This window comes from Peribacillus tepidiphilus (assembly GCF_009466385.1).
Classification (GTDB): Bacteria; Bacillota; Bacilli; order Bacillales; family DSM-1321; genus Bacillus_BN; species Bacillus_BN tepidiphilus.
Genome location: NZ_WIAQ01000023.1, coordinates 42,881 through 60,363 on the forward strand (window position 1 = coordinate 42,881; position 17,483 = coordinate 60,363).

The 17,483-nt window shown below is 38.8% G+C and carries 14 protein-coding genes, 1 riboswitch and 1 other annotated feature; of the genes, 12 read left to right on the forward strand and 2 right to left on the reverse strand.

Features of this window, described 5'->3' with window-relative positions; genetic code table 11:
* The first annotated feature begins 24 nt into the window (after window positions 1–24).
* Genes GD441_RS12300 through GD441_RS12315 form a run of 4 tightly spaced genes read left to right on the forward strand, consistent with a single transcriptional unit; the run spans window position 25 to window position 3,796 of the window.
* Window positions 25–1,131, forward strand: coding sequence for an ABC transporter ATP-binding protein (locus GD441_RS12300; RefSeq protein ID WP_153126736.1), 1,107 nt, complete (start codon window positions 25–27; stop codon window positions 1,129–1,131).
* On the forward strand, window positions 1,121–1,939 hold the full coding sequence (locus GD441_RS12305) for an ABC transporter permease (protein ID WP_153126737.1): 819 nt from the start codon (window positions 1,121–1,123) through the stop codon (window positions 1,937–1,939). The genes GD441_RS12300 and GD441_RS12305 overlap by 11 nt, the downstream gene beginning before the upstream one ends.
* Complete coding sequence (locus tag GD441_RS12310; RefSeq protein ID WP_153126738.1) at window positions 1,923–2,726, forward strand: ABC transporter permease; 804 nt, start codon at window positions 1,923–1,925, stop codon at window positions 2,724–2,726. Before GD441_RS12305 ends, GD441_RS12310 begins: the two co-directional genes overlap by 17 nt.
* Entirely contained in the window at window positions 2,723–3,796 is a 1,074-nt protein-coding gene (locus GD441_RS12315) for an ABC transporter substrate-binding protein (RefSeq protein WP_153126739.1), read from the forward strand. The genes GD441_RS12310 and GD441_RS12315 overlap by 4 nt, the downstream gene beginning before the upstream one ends.
* A 209-nt stretch (window positions 3,797–4,005) precedes the next feature.
* Here GD441_RS12315 and GD441_RS12320 read toward each other — a convergent pair whose 3' ends face one another.
* Window positions 4,006–4,767 carry a MerR family transcriptional regulator gene (locus GD441_RS12320; RefSeq protein ID WP_153126740.1) on the reverse strand — a complete coding sequence of 254 codons (762 nt, stop codon included), beginning with the start codon at window positions 4,765–4,767 and terminating at the stop codon, window positions 4,006–4,008.
* A 228-nt stretch (window positions 4,768–4,995) separates the two neighbouring features.
* Between GD441_RS12320 and GD441_RS12325 the strand changes: the two genes are divergently transcribed.
* From GD441_RS12325 to GD441_RS12335, 3 genes are all read left to right on the forward strand, one after another.
* Window positions 4,996–7,095: a hypothetical protein gene (locus GD441_RS12325; RefSeq protein WP_153126741.1), complete on the forward strand. Its 2,100-nt coding sequence runs from the start codon at window positions 4,996–4,998 to the stop codon at window positions 7,093–7,095.
* A 36-nt stretch (window positions 7,096–7,131) separates the two neighbouring features.
* Entirely contained in the window at window positions 7,132–9,078 is a 1,947-nt protein-coding gene (locus tag GD441_RS12330) for a cytochrome D1 domain-containing protein (protein WP_191992183.1), read from the forward strand.
* A 250-nt stretch (window positions 9,079–9,328) separates the two neighbouring features.
* Window positions 9,329–9,560, forward strand: a binding site (T-box leader).
* 93 nt (window positions 9,561–9,653) lie between these two features.
* On the forward strand, window positions 9,654–10,991 hold the full coding sequence (locus GD441_RS12335) for a sodium-dependent transporter (protein ID WP_153126743.1): 1,338 nt from the start codon (window positions 9,654–9,656) through the stop codon (window positions 10,989–10,991).
* 69 nt (window positions 10,992–11,060) lie between these two features.
* Here the strand turns inward: GD441_RS12335 and GD441_RS12340 are convergent, their stop codons facing one another.
* Window positions 11,061–12,383, reverse strand: a complete 1,323-nt coding sequence (locus tag GD441_RS12340; protein WP_153126744.1) for a Na+/H+ antiporter NhaC family protein — start codon at window positions 12,381–12,383, stop codon at window positions 11,061–11,063.
* Window positions 12,384–12,485: 102 nt separating this feature from the next.
* Window positions 12,486–12,593, reverse strand: a riboswitch (SAM riboswitch).
* 236 nt (window positions 12,594–12,829) lie between these two features.
* Here GD441_RS12340 and GD441_RS12345 point away from each other — a divergent pair.
* The 5 genes from GD441_RS12345 (at window position 12,830) to GD441_RS12365 (ending at window position 17,371) form a co-directional block, all read left to right on the forward strand.
* Window positions 12,830–14,440, forward strand: coding sequence for a gamma-glutamyltransferase family protein (locus GD441_RS12345; RefSeq protein WP_225434222.1), 1,611 nt, complete (start codon window positions 12,830–12,832; stop codon window positions 14,438–14,440).
* Between the two features lie 200 nt (window positions 14,441–14,640).
* Entirely contained in the window at window positions 14,641–15,303 is a 663-nt protein-coding gene (locus GD441_RS12350) for a hypothetical protein (RefSeq protein ID WP_153126745.1), read from the forward strand.
* A 16-nt stretch (window positions 15,304–15,319) separates the two neighbouring features.
* A complete protein-coding gene (locus GD441_RS12355) occupies window positions 15,320–16,543 on the forward strand; it encodes an efflux RND transporter periplasmic adaptor subunit (RefSeq protein ID WP_153126746.1) in 1,224 nt (407 codons plus the stop codon).
* A gap of 143 nt (window positions 16,544–16,686) precedes the next feature.
* Window positions 16,687–17,049 (forward strand): rhodanese-like domain-containing protein, encoded by a 363-nt coding sequence (locus tag GD441_RS12360; protein ID WP_153126747.1) that lies wholly within the window; start codon window positions 16,687–16,689, stop codon window positions 17,047–17,049.
* A gap of 25 nt (window positions 17,050–17,074) precedes the next feature.
* Window positions 17,075–17,371 (forward strand): rhodanese-like domain-containing protein, encoded by a 297-nt coding sequence (locus tag GD441_RS12365; RefSeq protein ID WP_153126748.1) that lies wholly within the window; start codon window positions 17,075–17,077, stop codon window positions 17,369–17,371.
* Window positions 17,372–17,483 lie beyond the last annotated feature (112 nt).

Below are 17,483 nucleotides of genomic sequence, written 5' to 3' on the forward strand. Positions count from 1 at the left end.
CATTTTATGAAGAGGGAGACCGTTATGTCAGATCAAACGATTATACGATTTGAAAATGTTACGAAGCAGTACGATGATGATCCTCCTGTACTAAATCAAGTAAGTTTTGAGATTGAAAGAGGGAAGTTTTACACGCTGCTTGGTCCTTCAGGCTGTGGTAAAACAACCATTCTTCGTTTAATAGCCGGATTTATTGAGCCTTCTCAAGGTAAGATTTATATGAATGGTAAGCTCGTCAACAATGTCCCTGCCAACCGCCGCCAAGTGAACACAGTGTTTCAAGACTATGCCCTATTCCCGCATTTGAACGTATTTGAAAATGTAGCTTTTGGTCTTCGGATTAAAAAAATGAAAAACGATCTCGTGCAAAAAAAGGTAAAAGAAGCCCTTCGTTTTGTAAATCTAGAAGGTTATGAAAATCGCGAAATACGCGAAATGTCAGGTGGTCAGCGCCAGCGTGTAGCCATTGCTCGAGCGATTGTCAACGAGCCTGAGGTCATCCTTCTTGACGAACCACTGTCCGCTTTAGATTTAAAGCTTCGTACGGAAATGCAGTATGAGCTTCGTGAGCTCCAGCGCCGTCTTGGTATTACGTTTATTTTCGTTACCCATGACCAAGAGGAAGCACTTGCGATGAGCGATGAAATTTTCGTCTTAAATAAAGGGAAAATCGAACAAAGTGGAACTCCTACCGATATTTACGATGAGCCTATTAACCGATTTGTGGCAGACTTTATCGGGGAGTCGAATATTGTAAAAGGTAAAATGATCCACGACTACTTAGTTGAATTTGCTGGTAAACAATTTGAGTGTGTAGATCAAGGCTTGAACCCGAATGAGGCGGTTGAAATTGTGATCCGTCCTGAAGACCTAGAAATTACGACTCCAGAAAAAGGAAAGCTTCAGGTGAAGGTAGATACTCAGCTGTTCCGTGGCGTTCATTATGAAATTTCCTGCTACGATCAAGATGGAAACGAGTGGCTAGTGCACTCAACAAAAAAAGCGACAGTGGGCGATGAAATCGGGCTTTTCTTCGATCCGGAAGCGATTCACGTTATGCGTCCGGGCGAAACAGAGGAAGAATTTGATAAACGTCTAGAAGCGTATGAAGAGGTTGGCCATGAAAAGTAATGCGCGCGCTCTTTATATGATTCCTTATGTATTATGGATTCTGCTTTTTGTTATAGCGCCCATACTGTTAGTGCTATATTATTCTTTCTTCAATATTGAGGGAGAATTTTCTTTCGTCAATTACGAAAAATTTTTTACGCCCGTTTATTTAAATATGACACTTAGCTCATTTTGGTATGCTTTTTTAATTACCTTCTTTTCCTTGATTGTTGCTTATCCTGCTGCCTATTTGCTGACAAAGACAAAGCATAAGCAGCTATGGCTGCTGCTGATTATTTTACCGTCTTGGATTAATCTTTTATTAAAAGCGTATGCGTTTCTTGGTATTTTCGGAACGTACGGTCCCATTAACGCATTTCTCGATGTTCTAGGCATCGGTTCTAAGCAGATTCTGTTTACGGATTTCAGCTTTGTATTTGTATCGGTTTATATTTTCATACCGTTTATGATTCTGCCTATTTTTAATGCACTTGAAAAATTGAATCCATCTTTGGTAGATGCAGCCCATGATTTGGGTGCTTCCAGCTGGACAACATTCCGCCGAGTTGTATTTCCACTAACGATTGATGGGGTTAAAGCAGGCTGCCAGGCAGTTTTTATTCCGGCTCTCTCACTCTTCATGATTACACGCTTGATTGCCGGAAATAGAGTTATTACATTAGGGACGGCCATTGAACAGCACTTCCTTGTTACACAGGACTGGGGAATGGGTTCCATGATTGCAGTGTTCCTAATTATTGCGATGGTATTGATTATGATTGTAACAGGAAATCGGAAGCGAGGGATGAAGATTGAAAAGAAATGGTAAGCTTTCAACTTTATATTTAGCAATCGTCTTTATCATCCTGTATGCTCCGATTTTTTACCTAGTGTACTACTCCTTCAATAGCGGCGGTACGATGTACGGGTTTGAAGGCTTCACACTTGATTGGTATAAGGAAGTATTCCAGGATACTAGATTGTTGATCATTGTTTTAAACACTTTGATTATTGCACTATTATCTGCGGCCATTTCCACGATCATCGGGGTTTTTGGAGCCATAGGCATCATGTATGTCAAAAGCCGTCAGATGAAAAATACGTTGTTATCGTTAAACAATGTTCTCATTGTCAGTCCTGACGTCATCATTGGGGCGTCGTTCCTGATTTTATTTACAATCATCGGTATTAAGCTCGGTTTTACGTCTGTCTTGCTGTCTCATATCGCATTTAGCATACCGATTGTCGTGATCATGGTGCTTCCTAAGCTTCAGGAGATGAGCCCGACCTTAATCGATGCAGCGCTTGATTTAGGTGCAAGCCGTTGGGATGTATTAACAAAGGTCATCTTGCCGTTTATTTCACCTGGTATTTTTGCCGGGTTCTTTATGGCTTTAACGTATTCGTTAGATGATTTTGCCGTGACTTTTTTTGTAACGGGTAACGGTTTTACGACGCTGTCTGTTGAAATTTACTCCATGGCGCGCCAAGGGATTTCCTTGAACATTAACGCGTTGTCAACTCTGTTATTCTTGTTCACAATCGTCCTTGTGATTGGCTATTATTTCATCAATCAGCGTAACACTCGTCCGAGAGGAGTGACAGTCAAAAAATGAAACAGCTTGTAAGAGCTTTTATTCTTGTATTTGTCGTTTCCTTCGGATTGCTATATGTAGTGGCTGAGCTGAACTCCTCCGAGGGCTACTCTGGAGATAACACGCTGACGATTTATAACTGGGGAGACTATATTGACCCAGAGCTGATTGATAAATTTGAAAAGGAATCGGGTTTGAAGGTCATTTACCAAACGTTTGATTCCAATGAAGCGATGATGACAAAAATTGAACAGGGTGGAACAACGTTTGATATCGCAGTTCCATCCGAATATGCGATTGCAAAGATGAAGGAAGAAGATTTGCTAATACCACTTGATCATTCTAAGCTTCCCAACCTAAAATACATCAATCCACGCTTTATGGATTTATCTTTTGACCCAAAAAACAAATACTCCATTCCTTATTTCTGGGGAACAGTGGGGATCGTGTATAACTCCGAAATGCTAGATGGGAAAAAAATTACTAGCTGGAATGACCTTTGGGATCAGGATCTGAGAAATCAAATTTTGCTTGTAGACGGAGCTCGCGAGGTAATGGGCATGAGCTTAAATAGCCTAAATTATTCTTTAAACGACACGAATAAAGAGCATTTGATTGAGGCCAAGAAAAAGCTCGATACCCTGACTCCAAACATTAAAGCGATTGTTGGGGATGAAATTAAAATGCTGATCGCCAACGAGGAAGCAGCTGTAGGAGTCGTATGGTCTGGAGATGCTGCTGAAATCATGTGGGAAAACGAAAAGCTTGATTATGTAGTCCCTAAAGAAGGTTCGAACCTATGGTTTGACAACATGGTCATCCCGAAAACAGCGAAGAATATTGAAGGAGCTCACCAGTTCATGAATTTCATGCTGGACCCAGAAAATGCAGCTCAAAACGCAGAGTACGTCGGCTATTCCACCCCGAATGAAAAGGCTTTGGAATTACTGCCTGAAGATATTTCAGGCGATGAACGCTTTTATCCTGATGCCGAGCTAACAGATCGACTTGAAGTATACGAAAACCTCGGTAAAAAAATGCTCGCCTATTATAATGAGCTGTTCTTAGAATTCAAGATGCACAAGAAATAGTACGGAAAATCCCCTCACCATTTATAGCGAGGGGATTTTTTTTTACTGGATATAATCTGTTGTTTGAATAATTCAACCCATTTTCGAGATAATTCAACCCGTTTTCGAGATAATTCAACCCATTCTCGGAATAATTCAACCCATTCTCAGAATAATTCAACCCGTTTTCTAAATAAATCAACCCGTTCCGGGAAAGCCCACCCAGAGTATCATTTCTCCTGCTGGTCACAGTAGTAATGCATGGCTTCCCGTAAAAATTTTGCCAATCCCGGCTGAAACTTATCGATGTTTTTGGTGAAGCGGGGATCATCGACGTAAAGGTCGCCAAGTCCCCGAAAAATCTCAAGTGTACAGTCATAATAATGATCTGTAATAAATTGTCTCCATTCAGCTACTGCTTTTTGTACCTCTGGGTCAGATGGTTCATGATCCATTCTTTCAGCAATACGACGGTAAATATCCCCTGTTGTAGCCTGTATTCTTGCCCAATCTTCTTTCGTATATTGGCTTGTTCGCTTTTCGACCGCCTCTACTCTTTCTTTTCCGTACCTTTGCTTTGCTTCCTCGGAATATTTCTTTTGGTGCTCTTCAATTTCTGACATATCAAAGCCTTTAAATAGATCTTGACCACTCATTTCTATTCCTCCTTCGAGCGACTGTACGGTTTCTTGAACTGTCTGAAGCATGGTTTCTAACCGCTGCTTCTTTTTGAGTAATAGTTCCCGATGATTCTCCAATGCCTTTTTTCGATCAAAGTTGGGACGATCAAGAATTTCTTTAATTTCCTGTAACGAAAAACCAATTTCTTTGAAAAATAAAATTTGCTGTAGCCGTTCCAGATTTTCTTTTGTATAAAGCCGGTAGCCTGCTTCTGTTGTTTCTGCAGGTTGTAATAGTCCAATATGATCGTAGTGGTGAAGAGTTCGAATACTGATTCCGGCAAAATCCGCTACCTCTTTAATTTTATACACTTTATCACCTCCAGATTTAGCGTAAGCTATGACGTAACGATAGGGTCAATAGCTAAATGTCATTTCTTCGAAAAAATAAACATCAGCAGAATTAGATGCAACGGATGGAAGATTCACTTTATCGTTTGTGAATTTTTTGTCAATTATTACTAGAGATATTGAAATAGGAGATTAAAAGAGTATAATGATAATGATAATTATTATCATTGAAGGGTTGGGGGATATAAAATGAATAAACCATGGAAAGTAATGTCCACTTTAGCAGTGGCTTCTTGCTTGTTGCTTTCTACAGCTTGTACGAACAATGACCAAGCTACCAATAGCAAGCCAACAGAGAAAGAAAAAGAAGCGCAGGCTGTTCGTAAGGAAAATTATGAAGTACGTGTTTCAGATTATACATACGATAATGCAGCCAATATGTTTGCACTAACTGAATTTGAATTATCAGGCGAACCGTTAGTTGAGGGATTAGGGGTTGATTTGGATACTCTAGACCCGGGAAAAATAAACGAGCCGAGCGCATTTGATTATACAGCGGCAATCGAGGCATACGAATATTCAGAAGAAGCTATGATTGAGGTTGTAGAAAAATCTGGTCTTGGGCTTCATTTAGTACATGGACCTGCATTAAAGCATTGGGCAAAAATGAAAGGATTAACACCTGAGGAGGCTCTCTCAGAACGATATTATGAGCTGGCGGATTCAGTCGGTTATCCGCGAGAAGAAATTTTTCAAAATATGTTTCCTACAATGATTGAATATACAAAAGGCGATCCTCACTATCCTCAAGAAGTAAATATAGACGAATATGCATCGAATGATGACGGTACGTATGTACCTGTTTATCAAGTGGATTATAAATCGGTGCGATGGGATCGCTCTAAAATGGAGAAGCAGTTAAATCCTTCTGCGTATGGAGCAACCTTTTTAAAGCAAGTGTTATGGGCTAGCGACTTTTTAGGAGGTTACCATAACACAAAAACAGATGAGGAATTAGAGGGCAACACACCAAATGACGATCAAGCTGAAGATGTTGCCTTAGGTGTTAGCTCAGCCGACGGTATGCAAGGCATGATTTTAGCTGAAGAAATTTGGAACAAGCTTAATTTTGTAGCAGATCAGCTATTTATGGATGGAAAAAATAAAAAATTAACAAATATTAAGCCTGGAACGTTATATAACCCGGAAGAAGGCTTTGTATATTTGCCTCATAAAATCGAAGTGATGGAAGATGGCAATGATGTAGCGCCAAAAGCTAGTCAACTTAAAGTAGTAGATTCAAAGAGTTATTTACAAGACCAGTGGTTAATGCTTTGGTCAGGATCTGAATATTTCGGAATGACTGATCAAAGACCAGAAAGCAAAAATGTAGCCCCTTCCTTTAGAGCTGTATTTGATGGTGCACCTTATCCAAAAGCAGAACAGAAAAATATTGACAGCACGATAGAAAATGATGTTCGTTCAAACGATCCTTATTCTGTAAACCGTGATGTGCTTCTACATGTATTCAAAAATATTGATGCCATGCACTTTAATAAGGAAAAAGGTTTCTTTGTTACTGAACATACTGGAGAGCAAGCGGGAACTTATATGGATACATTCCAAGCGGGATATACAATGGAAGCGCTGCGTATTTTCCAAAGAGCATTTGATGGAATGCCAGTTGGCTATGGCAGCGGTGAAGAAGGTGAAGCGCTGCAAACGGCAGAAGGTAAACGTGCAAAAGAACTTATAATCAAGCAAGCAGATTTCATCATGAATGAACTAATGCAAGATCATGGATTAGTGGCAAACGGTTTTGATGTAGAAAAAGGTGTGGATACATCTGAACCTACATTAAAAGCCCAATTAGGTGCGATTAGAGGATTAACAGCAGCTTATTTAGCCACTAAGGATGAAAAGTATCGCGAAGCAGCTAGAAAGCTATATGTGAAGATGGATGAATATTTCTTAGACAAAGAATTAAATCTGTATCAAACGAAAAAAGGTGAATGGAAATACGATCCTTATGTTGCCGGTGTGCTTTCTGCAGCTTTTAGAGTGGGGATCCAAAATCTTTCTAATACAGGAAACGAATCGGAGCAGCCTGAAGCTTTAGAGATCGAATCGATTACCTCTAAGTATGTAGATTTCCATGAAAAAATAATAGATGGTCCTGCGTTAGATCAAGGAATGATCACAAGCGAATTTTGGGATACTGGCGATTTCTACAAAGCAGGAGACAAGTCTGGCAATACAGACGGAGACAACGTACCACAAATTCAAGCTGGGCACGGCCAATATGGGATTGCTCCTGTTCTCGTACCAGTAGAGCTTAAAAAGAAATAAAGGTGAGAGCCATTGAAGCGATTTGGATGGACATTGATGCTTTTCATTACAGCTGTACTCTTAGGATCTTGTTCTACAAAAACCATTCAACAGGAACGAGCAAAAGAGATCATAAGAGATTATTCTCTTAACAGCAATAATATTGCTATCAATAAGAGGAATACGTATATCTATACTGCTAACTTAGACGTTCACACAGTAACGATCTACAATGTAGAAAAACAAAAGGTTGAAGCAGAAATTCCGGTTGGAAAAGAGCCCAGTCAGCTTGTTTTAAGTCCAGATGAAAAATATCTATATGTATCCTGCTTATACGATCATCAGGTGGATATTGTTTCTCTAGAGCGTAAAAAGGTCGTGGACAGTATTCAGACTGGTATTGAACCATATGGGGTTATGACGAGTCAGGATGGCAAGAAATTGTTTGTTTCTAATTTCCGATCTGGTAATCTGCAAGTTTTTAACTTGAAAGATAAGAAATTAGTAAAAGAAGTACAATTAGGAGACAGACCAAGAAGCATCACCATTACATCAAAGGGAGATAAATTGTATATTCCGTTATATTTAGAAGCAAAGATTTGTGTCGTCGATCTAAAGAATTACGATGTCGTTAAGACGATTCAGCTGCAAAATTCCCCTGATCTTCCGGACCATAAAAAAAGTCAGGGAATTCCTAACACACTAGAACAGATCGTCATCACTCCTAATGGAAAGACAGCTTGGATTCCACATTTGTTAACAAATGTAGATACGCCCATACATTTTCAGGAGACCATTTTTCCTGCTGTTTCAGTCATCGATACAGTAAACGACCAAGAACTAATAGAACAAAGAAAAGAGCTCTTTGAGGAAATGAATGTACTAGATTCAAAAAATGAGACGATGATTGTGTCGAATCCATATGATGTAGCTTTTTCCAAGGACGGCTCCAAGGCATATGTTGTGATGTCTGGAAGTGAGGATTTGGTTGTATTTGACTTGAAAAGAGGTGGAAATGCAACGCAAATTCTAAGAAGAATGAAAGGGAATAATCCAAGAGGGATTGTGGTAAATGATGAGGGGACTACAGCTTATGTACATAATGCAATGAGTCATGATTTATCCATTATTGATCTAGGAGGCTCCTCACCTTACGCAAGGGTCAAACAAACAACAGAACCGATCTCTCTGATCAAAAAAGACCCTCTTTCTGAGCTTGTAAGAGAAGGGAAAACGATATTTTATAGTGCAAACAGTGATGAGTTTGCAACAGATATAACAGGAAATAACTGGATGAGTTGTGCTTCCTGTCATAGCAATGGTGAAATAAACGGTTTAACATTGATGACGCCGAAAGGACAACGAAATGTTCCGAGTAACGTATTAACGACAAAAACAGGTTTATTTATGTGGGATGGAAGTCGGGATGATTTTACAGACTACATCCATACTGTCCAAGGAGAAATGGGAGGGATGATGGATTTCGATCCGAGTGCACCGCTTCCACCTGAGGTACAGCATATGTATGATGCGATGTTTGCCTTTTTAGATCAACCAGATTCTTTTCCTGTTCCAAAAAGTCCTTATCGTAATGACGATGGTTCTTTATCCAATAAAGCGAAAGCAGGGGAACTACTTTTTAAGGGAAAAGGAAATTGCTTGAGCTGTCATGGTGGAGAATTTTTAACAGATAGCACTTTGGCGGTCAATGCTGAAGGAGCGTTAACGACAGACCGTGTAGAATTTCTGCATAACATCGGTACAGCTAACAAATGGGATCAGGATTCTGATGGTGATGCTAGAGGAGCTTTTAAAAACCCTAGAAAAAAAGGATCCTATGACACTCCGACATTAAGAGGTGTATGGGCTACAGCACCTTACCTACATGATGGCTCAGCAAAAACAATTGAAGAAGCTATTATGAAGCATAAAAACCATTCTATCCCAACATTGTCCGATGAAGAAATACAATCTATTGCAGAATATGTAAGAAGTCTTGAATGAAATAAGAAAAAGAGCGGATCAGAAAATCCGCTGCTTTTTATGTAATATAAATATTTTCTTCATTTAATACAATAGCACAAATGTTTTACAAATATAGAAAAAGAACGTCAAATAATATTAAGAAACACGAGTTATATATGTTAATTCATTTAAAATCTAATTTTAAAATAATAAATATAATTTTCAGAACTTATTATCTTGACCTTTAATTCTTATCATACTATAATTTCGAATATCATTATTTTTAATAATTAAAGCATTGAAGAGATTTTATTAAGCCTGTCTCCCTGTTTTAAGAGAATCAGTGGTTGGTGGAAACTGATACAAAGACAAGGTGAATTTCAGTCTTGGAGCTTTCCTTTTTTGCAATAGCCATGGAATTGCAAAAAGGACGGTTTGGACCGTTATTTCCATTAAAGCGGGAAGCAGAAATCGTCAGCTTCCAAGTAGGGTGGTACCGCGTGTTCAGCCACGTCCCTATCTAGAATGAATAGATAGGGATGTGGCTTTTATTTTTGCCGTAAAGAAAGATTATTTTTGAAAATACAGTAGGTAGAAGAAAGGAAGAAGGCGTCATGGAAAAAGAACAATGGTCATCACGAATTGGCTTTATCCTTGCTGCTGCCGGTTCTGCAATTGGAATCGGGGCTATTTGGAAATTGCCATATGTAACAGGAGTAAGTGGAGGAGGAGCTTTCTTTCTTTTATTTATAATGTTTTCCTTATTTATTGGATTGCCATTATTGTTAGCGGAGTTTGTAGTAGGTAGGAGTACAGGAAAAGATGCGATCCGTGCATATCAAGCAATCGCACCTAATACGAGATGGCATTGGATTGGTATATTGGGGGTTGTTACCTGTTTTATTCTGCTTTCCTTCTATAGTGTAGTTGGCGGTTGGATTGTCATTTATTTTGTAAAAGGACTATATGGTGGAGTCATTGAAAAAGGGGCAGATTATGGTAGTTTGTTTGGTGAAACAATTGCCAGCTCATGGACTGTACTGGCAGCACAGGGTATGTTTTTGCTCATTACCATCATTGTTGTCGCTAAAGGTGTACAGCAGGGAATTGAGAAGGCAAGTAAAATCTTAATGCCGGCTTTATTCATCTTGTTTGTGATCCTGATTGTTCGTTCTCTGACTTTAGAGAATGCGATGGAAGGCGTTAAGTTTTTCTTGGAGCCAAATTTTTCGAATATCACTTCTGAAAGTATTTTGTTTGCGATGGGGCAATCCTTCTTCTCGCTAAGCTTAGGGGTATCGGTAATGGCGACATACAGCTCCTATCTTCCGAAGAATGAAAGCATTGTCCAGCCGGCCATGTCGGTAGTTACGATGAACTTGTTTATTGCTCTATTGGCAGGCTTAGCTATTTTTCCGGCTGTATTCTCTTTTGGATTTGAACCCGCAGAAGGACCAGGATTATTGTTCATCGTCTTGCCGGCTGTCTTTGAAAAAATGGTATTTGGAGAATTGTTCCTTCTACTCTTCTTGGCGCTATTCTTATTTGCGACGTTAACTTCGGCCTTCTCAATGCTAGAAATTGCTGTTGCAACATTAGCTAAAGGGAATATGAAAAAGAGAGCTTCCTTTTCTTGGACAATCGGAATCCTTATTTTCATTCTTGGAATTCCTTCTGCGCTTTCGTTCGGGGTACTTGGGGAACTGACTTTGTTTGACAAAAATATTTTTGATATTGCAGACTTCTTGGTGAGTAACATCCTATTACCAATTGGAGTATTGCTCATTTCAATTTTTGTTCCTTTGAAAATGAAGAAGGAAGTGTTAAAGCAGGAACTCCTTCAACATTCTAAGGGAGGAAGTTTTCTATTCTCTCTCTGGTACAATGTGATGAGGTTTGTTGTACCTGTTGTGATTATCGTTGTGTTTCTGGATTCTTTAGAAATTATATAAAGCATATGAAAAAGGAAGCTGTCACCTGTACAGCTTCCTTTTTAATTGATCGTAAAAACCTATAAAGGGTTATTGATTTGTAATACTGGAAACTTTTTTAGGGGCTTTTTCTTTTGCCCAATTTGGGAAACCAATCACAACTGCAATCGCACCGCAAACCGCTATGAGAATTGGATAAAAAGAGTATGGCAGCAAGCTAATTGGTGAGATGCCCGCGAGCTTTGCAGCAGTTAATACTTGAGCTCCATAAGGAATCATTCCTTGAACGCTGCATGAAAAAATATCAAGTAAGCTAGCAGATTTTCTTTTATCAATTTCATATTTTTCGGCAATTTGATTGGCTAGTGGACCTGCCGTGATAATAGAAATGGTATTGTTAGCTGTTGCAAAGTTTGTGAGACTCACTAATCCAGCAATGCTAAACTCGGCACCTTTTTTGGAGGAAATATTTTTTGTCAAGAAGTGCAGGATAAATTGGATCCCGCCATTATAGCGAATTAACTCCACTGTCCCTCCAATGAAAAGGGTAAGGAAAACAAGCTCTGTCATCCCATACATTCCGTCAGTAATAGCTTTTAAGAAAGTAGTAAGCGTAAAACTTCCATCAGCGAAACCAATCACACCAGCCAGCAAAGTTCCAGTTAACAATACAACAAACACATTCATTCCAGCTAATGCTGTTACTAGAACAGCGACATAAGGAATAATTTTAACTACGCTAAACGAATCACGATCTACACTAGCTGTTGAACCGGTTGAAATGAAAATGAAGATTATAGCTGTTAAAATAGCAGCTGGTAATACAATGAAGAAGTTTGTTTTAAACTTGTCAATCATTTCAGTTTGCTGTGTACGAACAGCTGCAATCGTAGTATCTGAAATAATGGATAGGTTATCTCCAAACATCGCTCCCCCTACAACGGCAGCCATGGATAGTGTGACAGAAATATCCGTTTGACTACTAATTCCAATACCAATTGGCGCGAGTGCTGCAATCGTCCCCATTGAGGTGCCCATTGCCAGTGAAATAAACGCTCCGATCATAAATAATCCTACGATCAGCAAATTCTGAGGAATAACAGACATAGCGAGATTAACGGTTGCCTCTACAGCTCCCATTTCTTTAGAAGACTGAGAGAAAGCCCCAGCTAAAATAAAAATAAACACCATCAACATAATATCTATATGACCCGCTCCTTTTGCGAAGCGTTCAATTTTATTCGTTAAGCTTTCTTTTCTGTTCATTAACAAAGCTACAATTGCCGCTACGATGATGGCAACCACGACAGGCAATTTATAAAAATCTCCAGTTATAACACCGGATCCAATAAACAATGCTAAAAATACGCCAAGAGGCAATAAAGCCCATGCGTTTCCTTTTTCAATTTGCATTTGAATGCACCTCACTTAAAATGGATATAAATCGCTTAACAAACTAAAAGACCTCTTCTTGCACACAAGAAGAGGTCTTATTTATTCCAATAAGAATCGCTCTTCTTATCTGTCAAGCCTAGGCTTGCTGGATTTGGCACAGCACTCATACTATGTGAGTCCGCTGCCGAGACATCATAGGGCCAGTCCCTCCGTCTCTCTTGATAAGAAGTTATTCTACTATTTTTTTAAAACAGTCTTTTATTAATTTAAATGGTTTTTAGTAAAAAGTCAAAATAATTTTTTGGGAAAATAGTACTTTTCAAAAATAATGATATTCAAACAATATGCATCTTCTAATAGGAGTACTCTCTCAAAAAATAGTAGCAAAATACTAACCCAGGAACCATTTTTAGGAAGGGAAATGGAAAGATTGTCACGAAGTATAGTAAAAGAGGTGATATCATTTGACAGTCGATTATTTATATAACCCGTACCCTTTAGCGAGAAATAGTGTTTTTGCCAATAAAGGCATGGTCGCTACTTCACAGCCGCTTGCTGCACAGGCAGGATTGGAAATGTTGAAAAAAGGCGGTAATGCCATTGACGCAGCAATTGCTACAGCAGCTGCACTTACTGTTGTCGAACCTACTTCTAATGGAATTGGCTCTGATGCTTTTGCCTTAGTTTGGACAAATAGCCAGCTGTACGGGCTAAACGGTAGCGGTCCCTCACCAAAAAATATTTCAATAGAAGCAGTTAGACGCAAAGGACATGAAAAAATGCCAGCCCACGGTCTCGTTCCGGTAACGGTCCCAGGCGCTCCATCTGCATGGGTTGAATTGTCGAAAAGGTTTGGGAAGCTTCCTTTACCTGATGTTTTAGAGCCGGCAATCAGATATGCGGAAGAAGGATATCCAGTAAGCCCTACGCTCGGGAAATTTTGGGATTTAGCCTATAAGAACTATAAGACACTTTTACACGGAGAAGAGTTTAAGGGATGGTTTGAAACATTTGCTCCAAATGGAAGAGCACCTAGAATCGGAGAAGTATGGAAGTCGAAAGCCCATGCTGAAACACTCCATTCAATTGCTGAAACAAACGCAGAGAGCTTTTACAAAGGAGATCTTGCTGATCAAATAGCCGACTTTTTTTCCAAACACGGCGGATTTTTGTCAAAAGAGGATTTAGCAGCATATAAAGCCGAATGGGTCAATCCGATATCGATTGAATATAGAGGCTATAATGTGTGGGAGATCCCTCCAAACGGTCAGGGAATTGTCGCGCTAATGGCTTTAAACATTGCAAAAGGGTTTGAGTGGAACGATAAAGATACGGTTGATACATACCATAAACAAATTGAAGCCATGAAGCTCGCCTATACAGACGGAAAAGCGTATGTTACAGATCCGAAAGATATGAAAATGGCAGTAGAGGATTTGCTTTCTGAAGTGTATGGTCAGCAAAGAAGAGATTTAATAGGAGAAGAAGCGATGAGTCCCGAACCTTATCAGCCTGTTCATTCTGGTACGGTGTACCTCGCAACGGCAGATGGAGACGGAAATATGGTGTCATTCATTCAAAGTAATTACATGGGCTTTGGATCAGGCATTGTGATTCCGGAAACAGGGATCGCCTTACAAAACAGAGGGCATGATTTTTCGCTTGATGAAACCCACCCAAACGCCTTAAAAGGAGGAAAAAATACGTACCATACCATCATCCCAGGCTTTTTAACGAAAGGAAAGGAAGCGGTAGGTCCGTTTGGTGTGATGGGTGGATATATGCAGCCACAAGGACATATGCAGGTGATTATGAATACGATAGATTTCCATCTCAATCCACAGGCAGCCCTTGATGCACCAAGATGGCAATGGCTAAAAGGTAAGAAAGTAATGGTTGAGCCGCATTTTCCTTCCCATTTGGCCCAAGCACTATCAAGAAAAGGCCATGAGGTTGAAGTGGCTATCGATTCAGGTAGCTTTGGACGTGGTCAAATCATCTGGAGGGATTGGGAGACAGGTGTATTGGTTGGGGGAACTGAAGGCAGAACGGATGGAAGTATTGCCTGCTGGTAACAATTTTTTTATCATTAGAGCTGATTCAATATCACGAGTCAGTTCTATTTATTTGTACTTTAATAGTCTTAATGAGTCATACAAAAGAGTTTGTTCGACTTAACTTTAGTAGAAAAATAGTAGTTATAGTAAACTTTTTATCTATTTTCGTTTAAAATGGAGATTATACTTTCATTTATTAATACTGGGGAGGATTTTTTATGACCTTTAGAGTTCAGCTTTTAAAAGGGCTAATCCGACCACTTATCTATAAATATCAGCTTCAAGAGGCCGAAGAATTTAAACATTATAAGCTGAAATTGGCTTGGCTGTTTTTGTTGAGTATGGCTTTATTTGCGGTGAGTGGTTATTTGGGAATCGGATCAGAATCGATTACGAAAGAATGGACGGACTTAACAAATTCTGAATTTGAAGCAAGGAAACAGTTGTTTTTACTTGGAAAAATTGTTTTAGGATTCATGTTTCCTGTTATTTTTCTCTTTTTGGCTGCTTTATTTTTTTGGAGCATTGTTGAGATTCCATACAAAAAGCTAGTTGTGATTCAAATGTCAGTGTTTTGTATGGCCTTGTTTGAAAAAGCTTTAAATCTATTGATTTATACTGGACTAAATGTCGATCAAGCTTCTAATCCTTTGGCTTTTGGAGTGATTGCCCAGTACATAACAACCAATAAGCTCGTATGTTATTTCTTTGGAGAAATAACGATATTTCAATGGCTAATGATTGGAATCATTTCCTATTATCTAACTGCTTTATCTGGCAAAAGCAAAAAGGTCATCATCCCAATTGTCAGTTTGTTTTTTGCCTTTTGTTGGTTCATTTCAGCATTATTAGCTTATATCAGAATTGGAGTCTTTTTTTAAGAGGGGGTGCATGATTGTGAATAGTTGGAAAAGTGCCGCACTCATTATTTTTTGTGTATTATTTGTGGGTGTAAATTTATATCTACTTTTAAAAGAAGACAGTAAAGCAGCCAGAGTGGCTTATGTTGAAGACTGGCTCCGAGTGAAACAAGATGATATAACGGAAAAATTTGATACGAAAGGTGTATTGAAGCCTTTAGAAGAATTTCCGGTTTATGTGGATGGAGACAAGCAGCCAATTGAGTCCTTCCTTGTGAAAAAAGGGGACCAAGTTTCACCGGGAACACCTTTATTTACTTATTCCTCTGAAAAACTAGAGGATGAAAAGAAAGGATTGGAAGAGGAAAAAACAAAGCTTCAAGGGGAAATAGCAGCTGTTCAAGATCATATTTGGAAATTGAAGTCTTATCAAAATTCTATATCAGTACCAACATCAAAAGTTGATGAAGAGAAAGAATACACAGCTGAAAAAATATCAGAAAGCGAAATCGAGCAGGAGATATACAAACAAGAGCTGGCTGAGGATCGGTTAGAAAAAGAAGTAGTAAAAATAGATGCACAAATTGCGTATCTTAACCAAAAAATTAACAATCTGACGGTCACAAGCAAAGTGGAAGGAACTGTGACAGAATTAAACCAAGACTTACAAAGCCCTGTTATCCAAATTGCTTCCTCTGATTTAGGAGTAGAAGGATTGATGACAGAAGTACAAAGGAAAAAGGCGGAAGAAGGAATGCGAGTAGTATTGTACTCTCCTTTGTACAAAAAGAAGTTGGAAGGCAGTATACGTACATTGCATACATACCCTGCAAATGAACCTCATGTAGAAAAAGAAACGGTTTACCCGTTTACAGCTTCCTTAAACGAGCCTGATTCAGAACTTTTGGCAGGTGCGAAGCTTGATGTTACCGTAATTGTGAATGAAGCAAAAAATGTTCCTGTCATTCCGAACCGTACTTTATTTAAAGAAGACAAGAAATATTATGTATACCGATTGTCAGACAGTGGAAGGTTAGAAAAACAAAGAGTTAATAAAGGTTTGACCTTCGCTGGAAAGCAGGAAATCCAAAAAGGCTTAAAGAAGAAAGATTTAGTTGCAAAGGATCCAATGGATGTGAAAGTGGAAAACGTTCCTGTTATAACGCCACTTCATACATCCAACATTCAAATGAAAGAATTAAAAGGATTATCCAAAAAACAAACGCTTCAATATGTTTTGATGGGGATGTTAGAAAGGTAATGAATACGGCTATGACTGTTACTAAATGGCAGTCATAGCTTTTATTATTTGACTGCATTTTCTATGATTAATATTTTTTGTTGACGGGGTAATGGTGTTTAGGTGATAATATACCCATAAGGGTATTTAAGGGAGGTAACAACATGAGTTGGTCTGTTTGGATTTTTATCATTGTTTCAGTCATTCTCGTTGCAAGTAGGATGGTACCGAGTAAGGGTATCAATTATATATCTGCAGGAGAGTTAAAAGGTAGATTAAAAGAGAAGAATGTTCAATTTATTGATGTACGTACGCCAGCTGAATATAAAGGCAATCATATCCGGCAATTTCAAAATATTCCTCTTCATGTGTTAAAACAAAAGGCTTCTTCATTGGACAAAAATAAAGAAGTTGTGGTTATGTGCCAAAGCGGAATGAGAAGTACAAAAGCATGCAAAATCTTGAAGCAATTAGGGTTTAAGAAAATTACCAACGTTCGCGGCGGTATGAGTTCTTGGAGACCTTAATGTTTAAATAAAGGAGCATTCAAACATGAAAAATATCACACCTAGAGAAGCTAAAAATAAATTAGATCATCATGAGAAATTAAATATTATTGATGTGAGAGAGCCAGAAGAAGTAATGTTCGGTATGATACCAGGAGCAAAGAACATTCCACTTGGAACCATTCCAGAGCATTTAGAAGAGATGGATAAAAACGAAGAGTACATCATTGTCTGTCAATCCGGCGGAAGAAGTATGCATGCTACGATGTTTTTAGAAAATCAAGGCTTTAAAGTCATGAACATGACAGGTGGTATGTCTAACTGGAATTGGGAGACCGTATAAACATTAAAGGGGCAGTCCAATAAGTCGAATTTTCGGCTTTTGGATGCCCCTTTTTATATTCAAGAATATTGATATTTCACCATTCTTGCCTTTCAATTTTTAATGAAGTTGC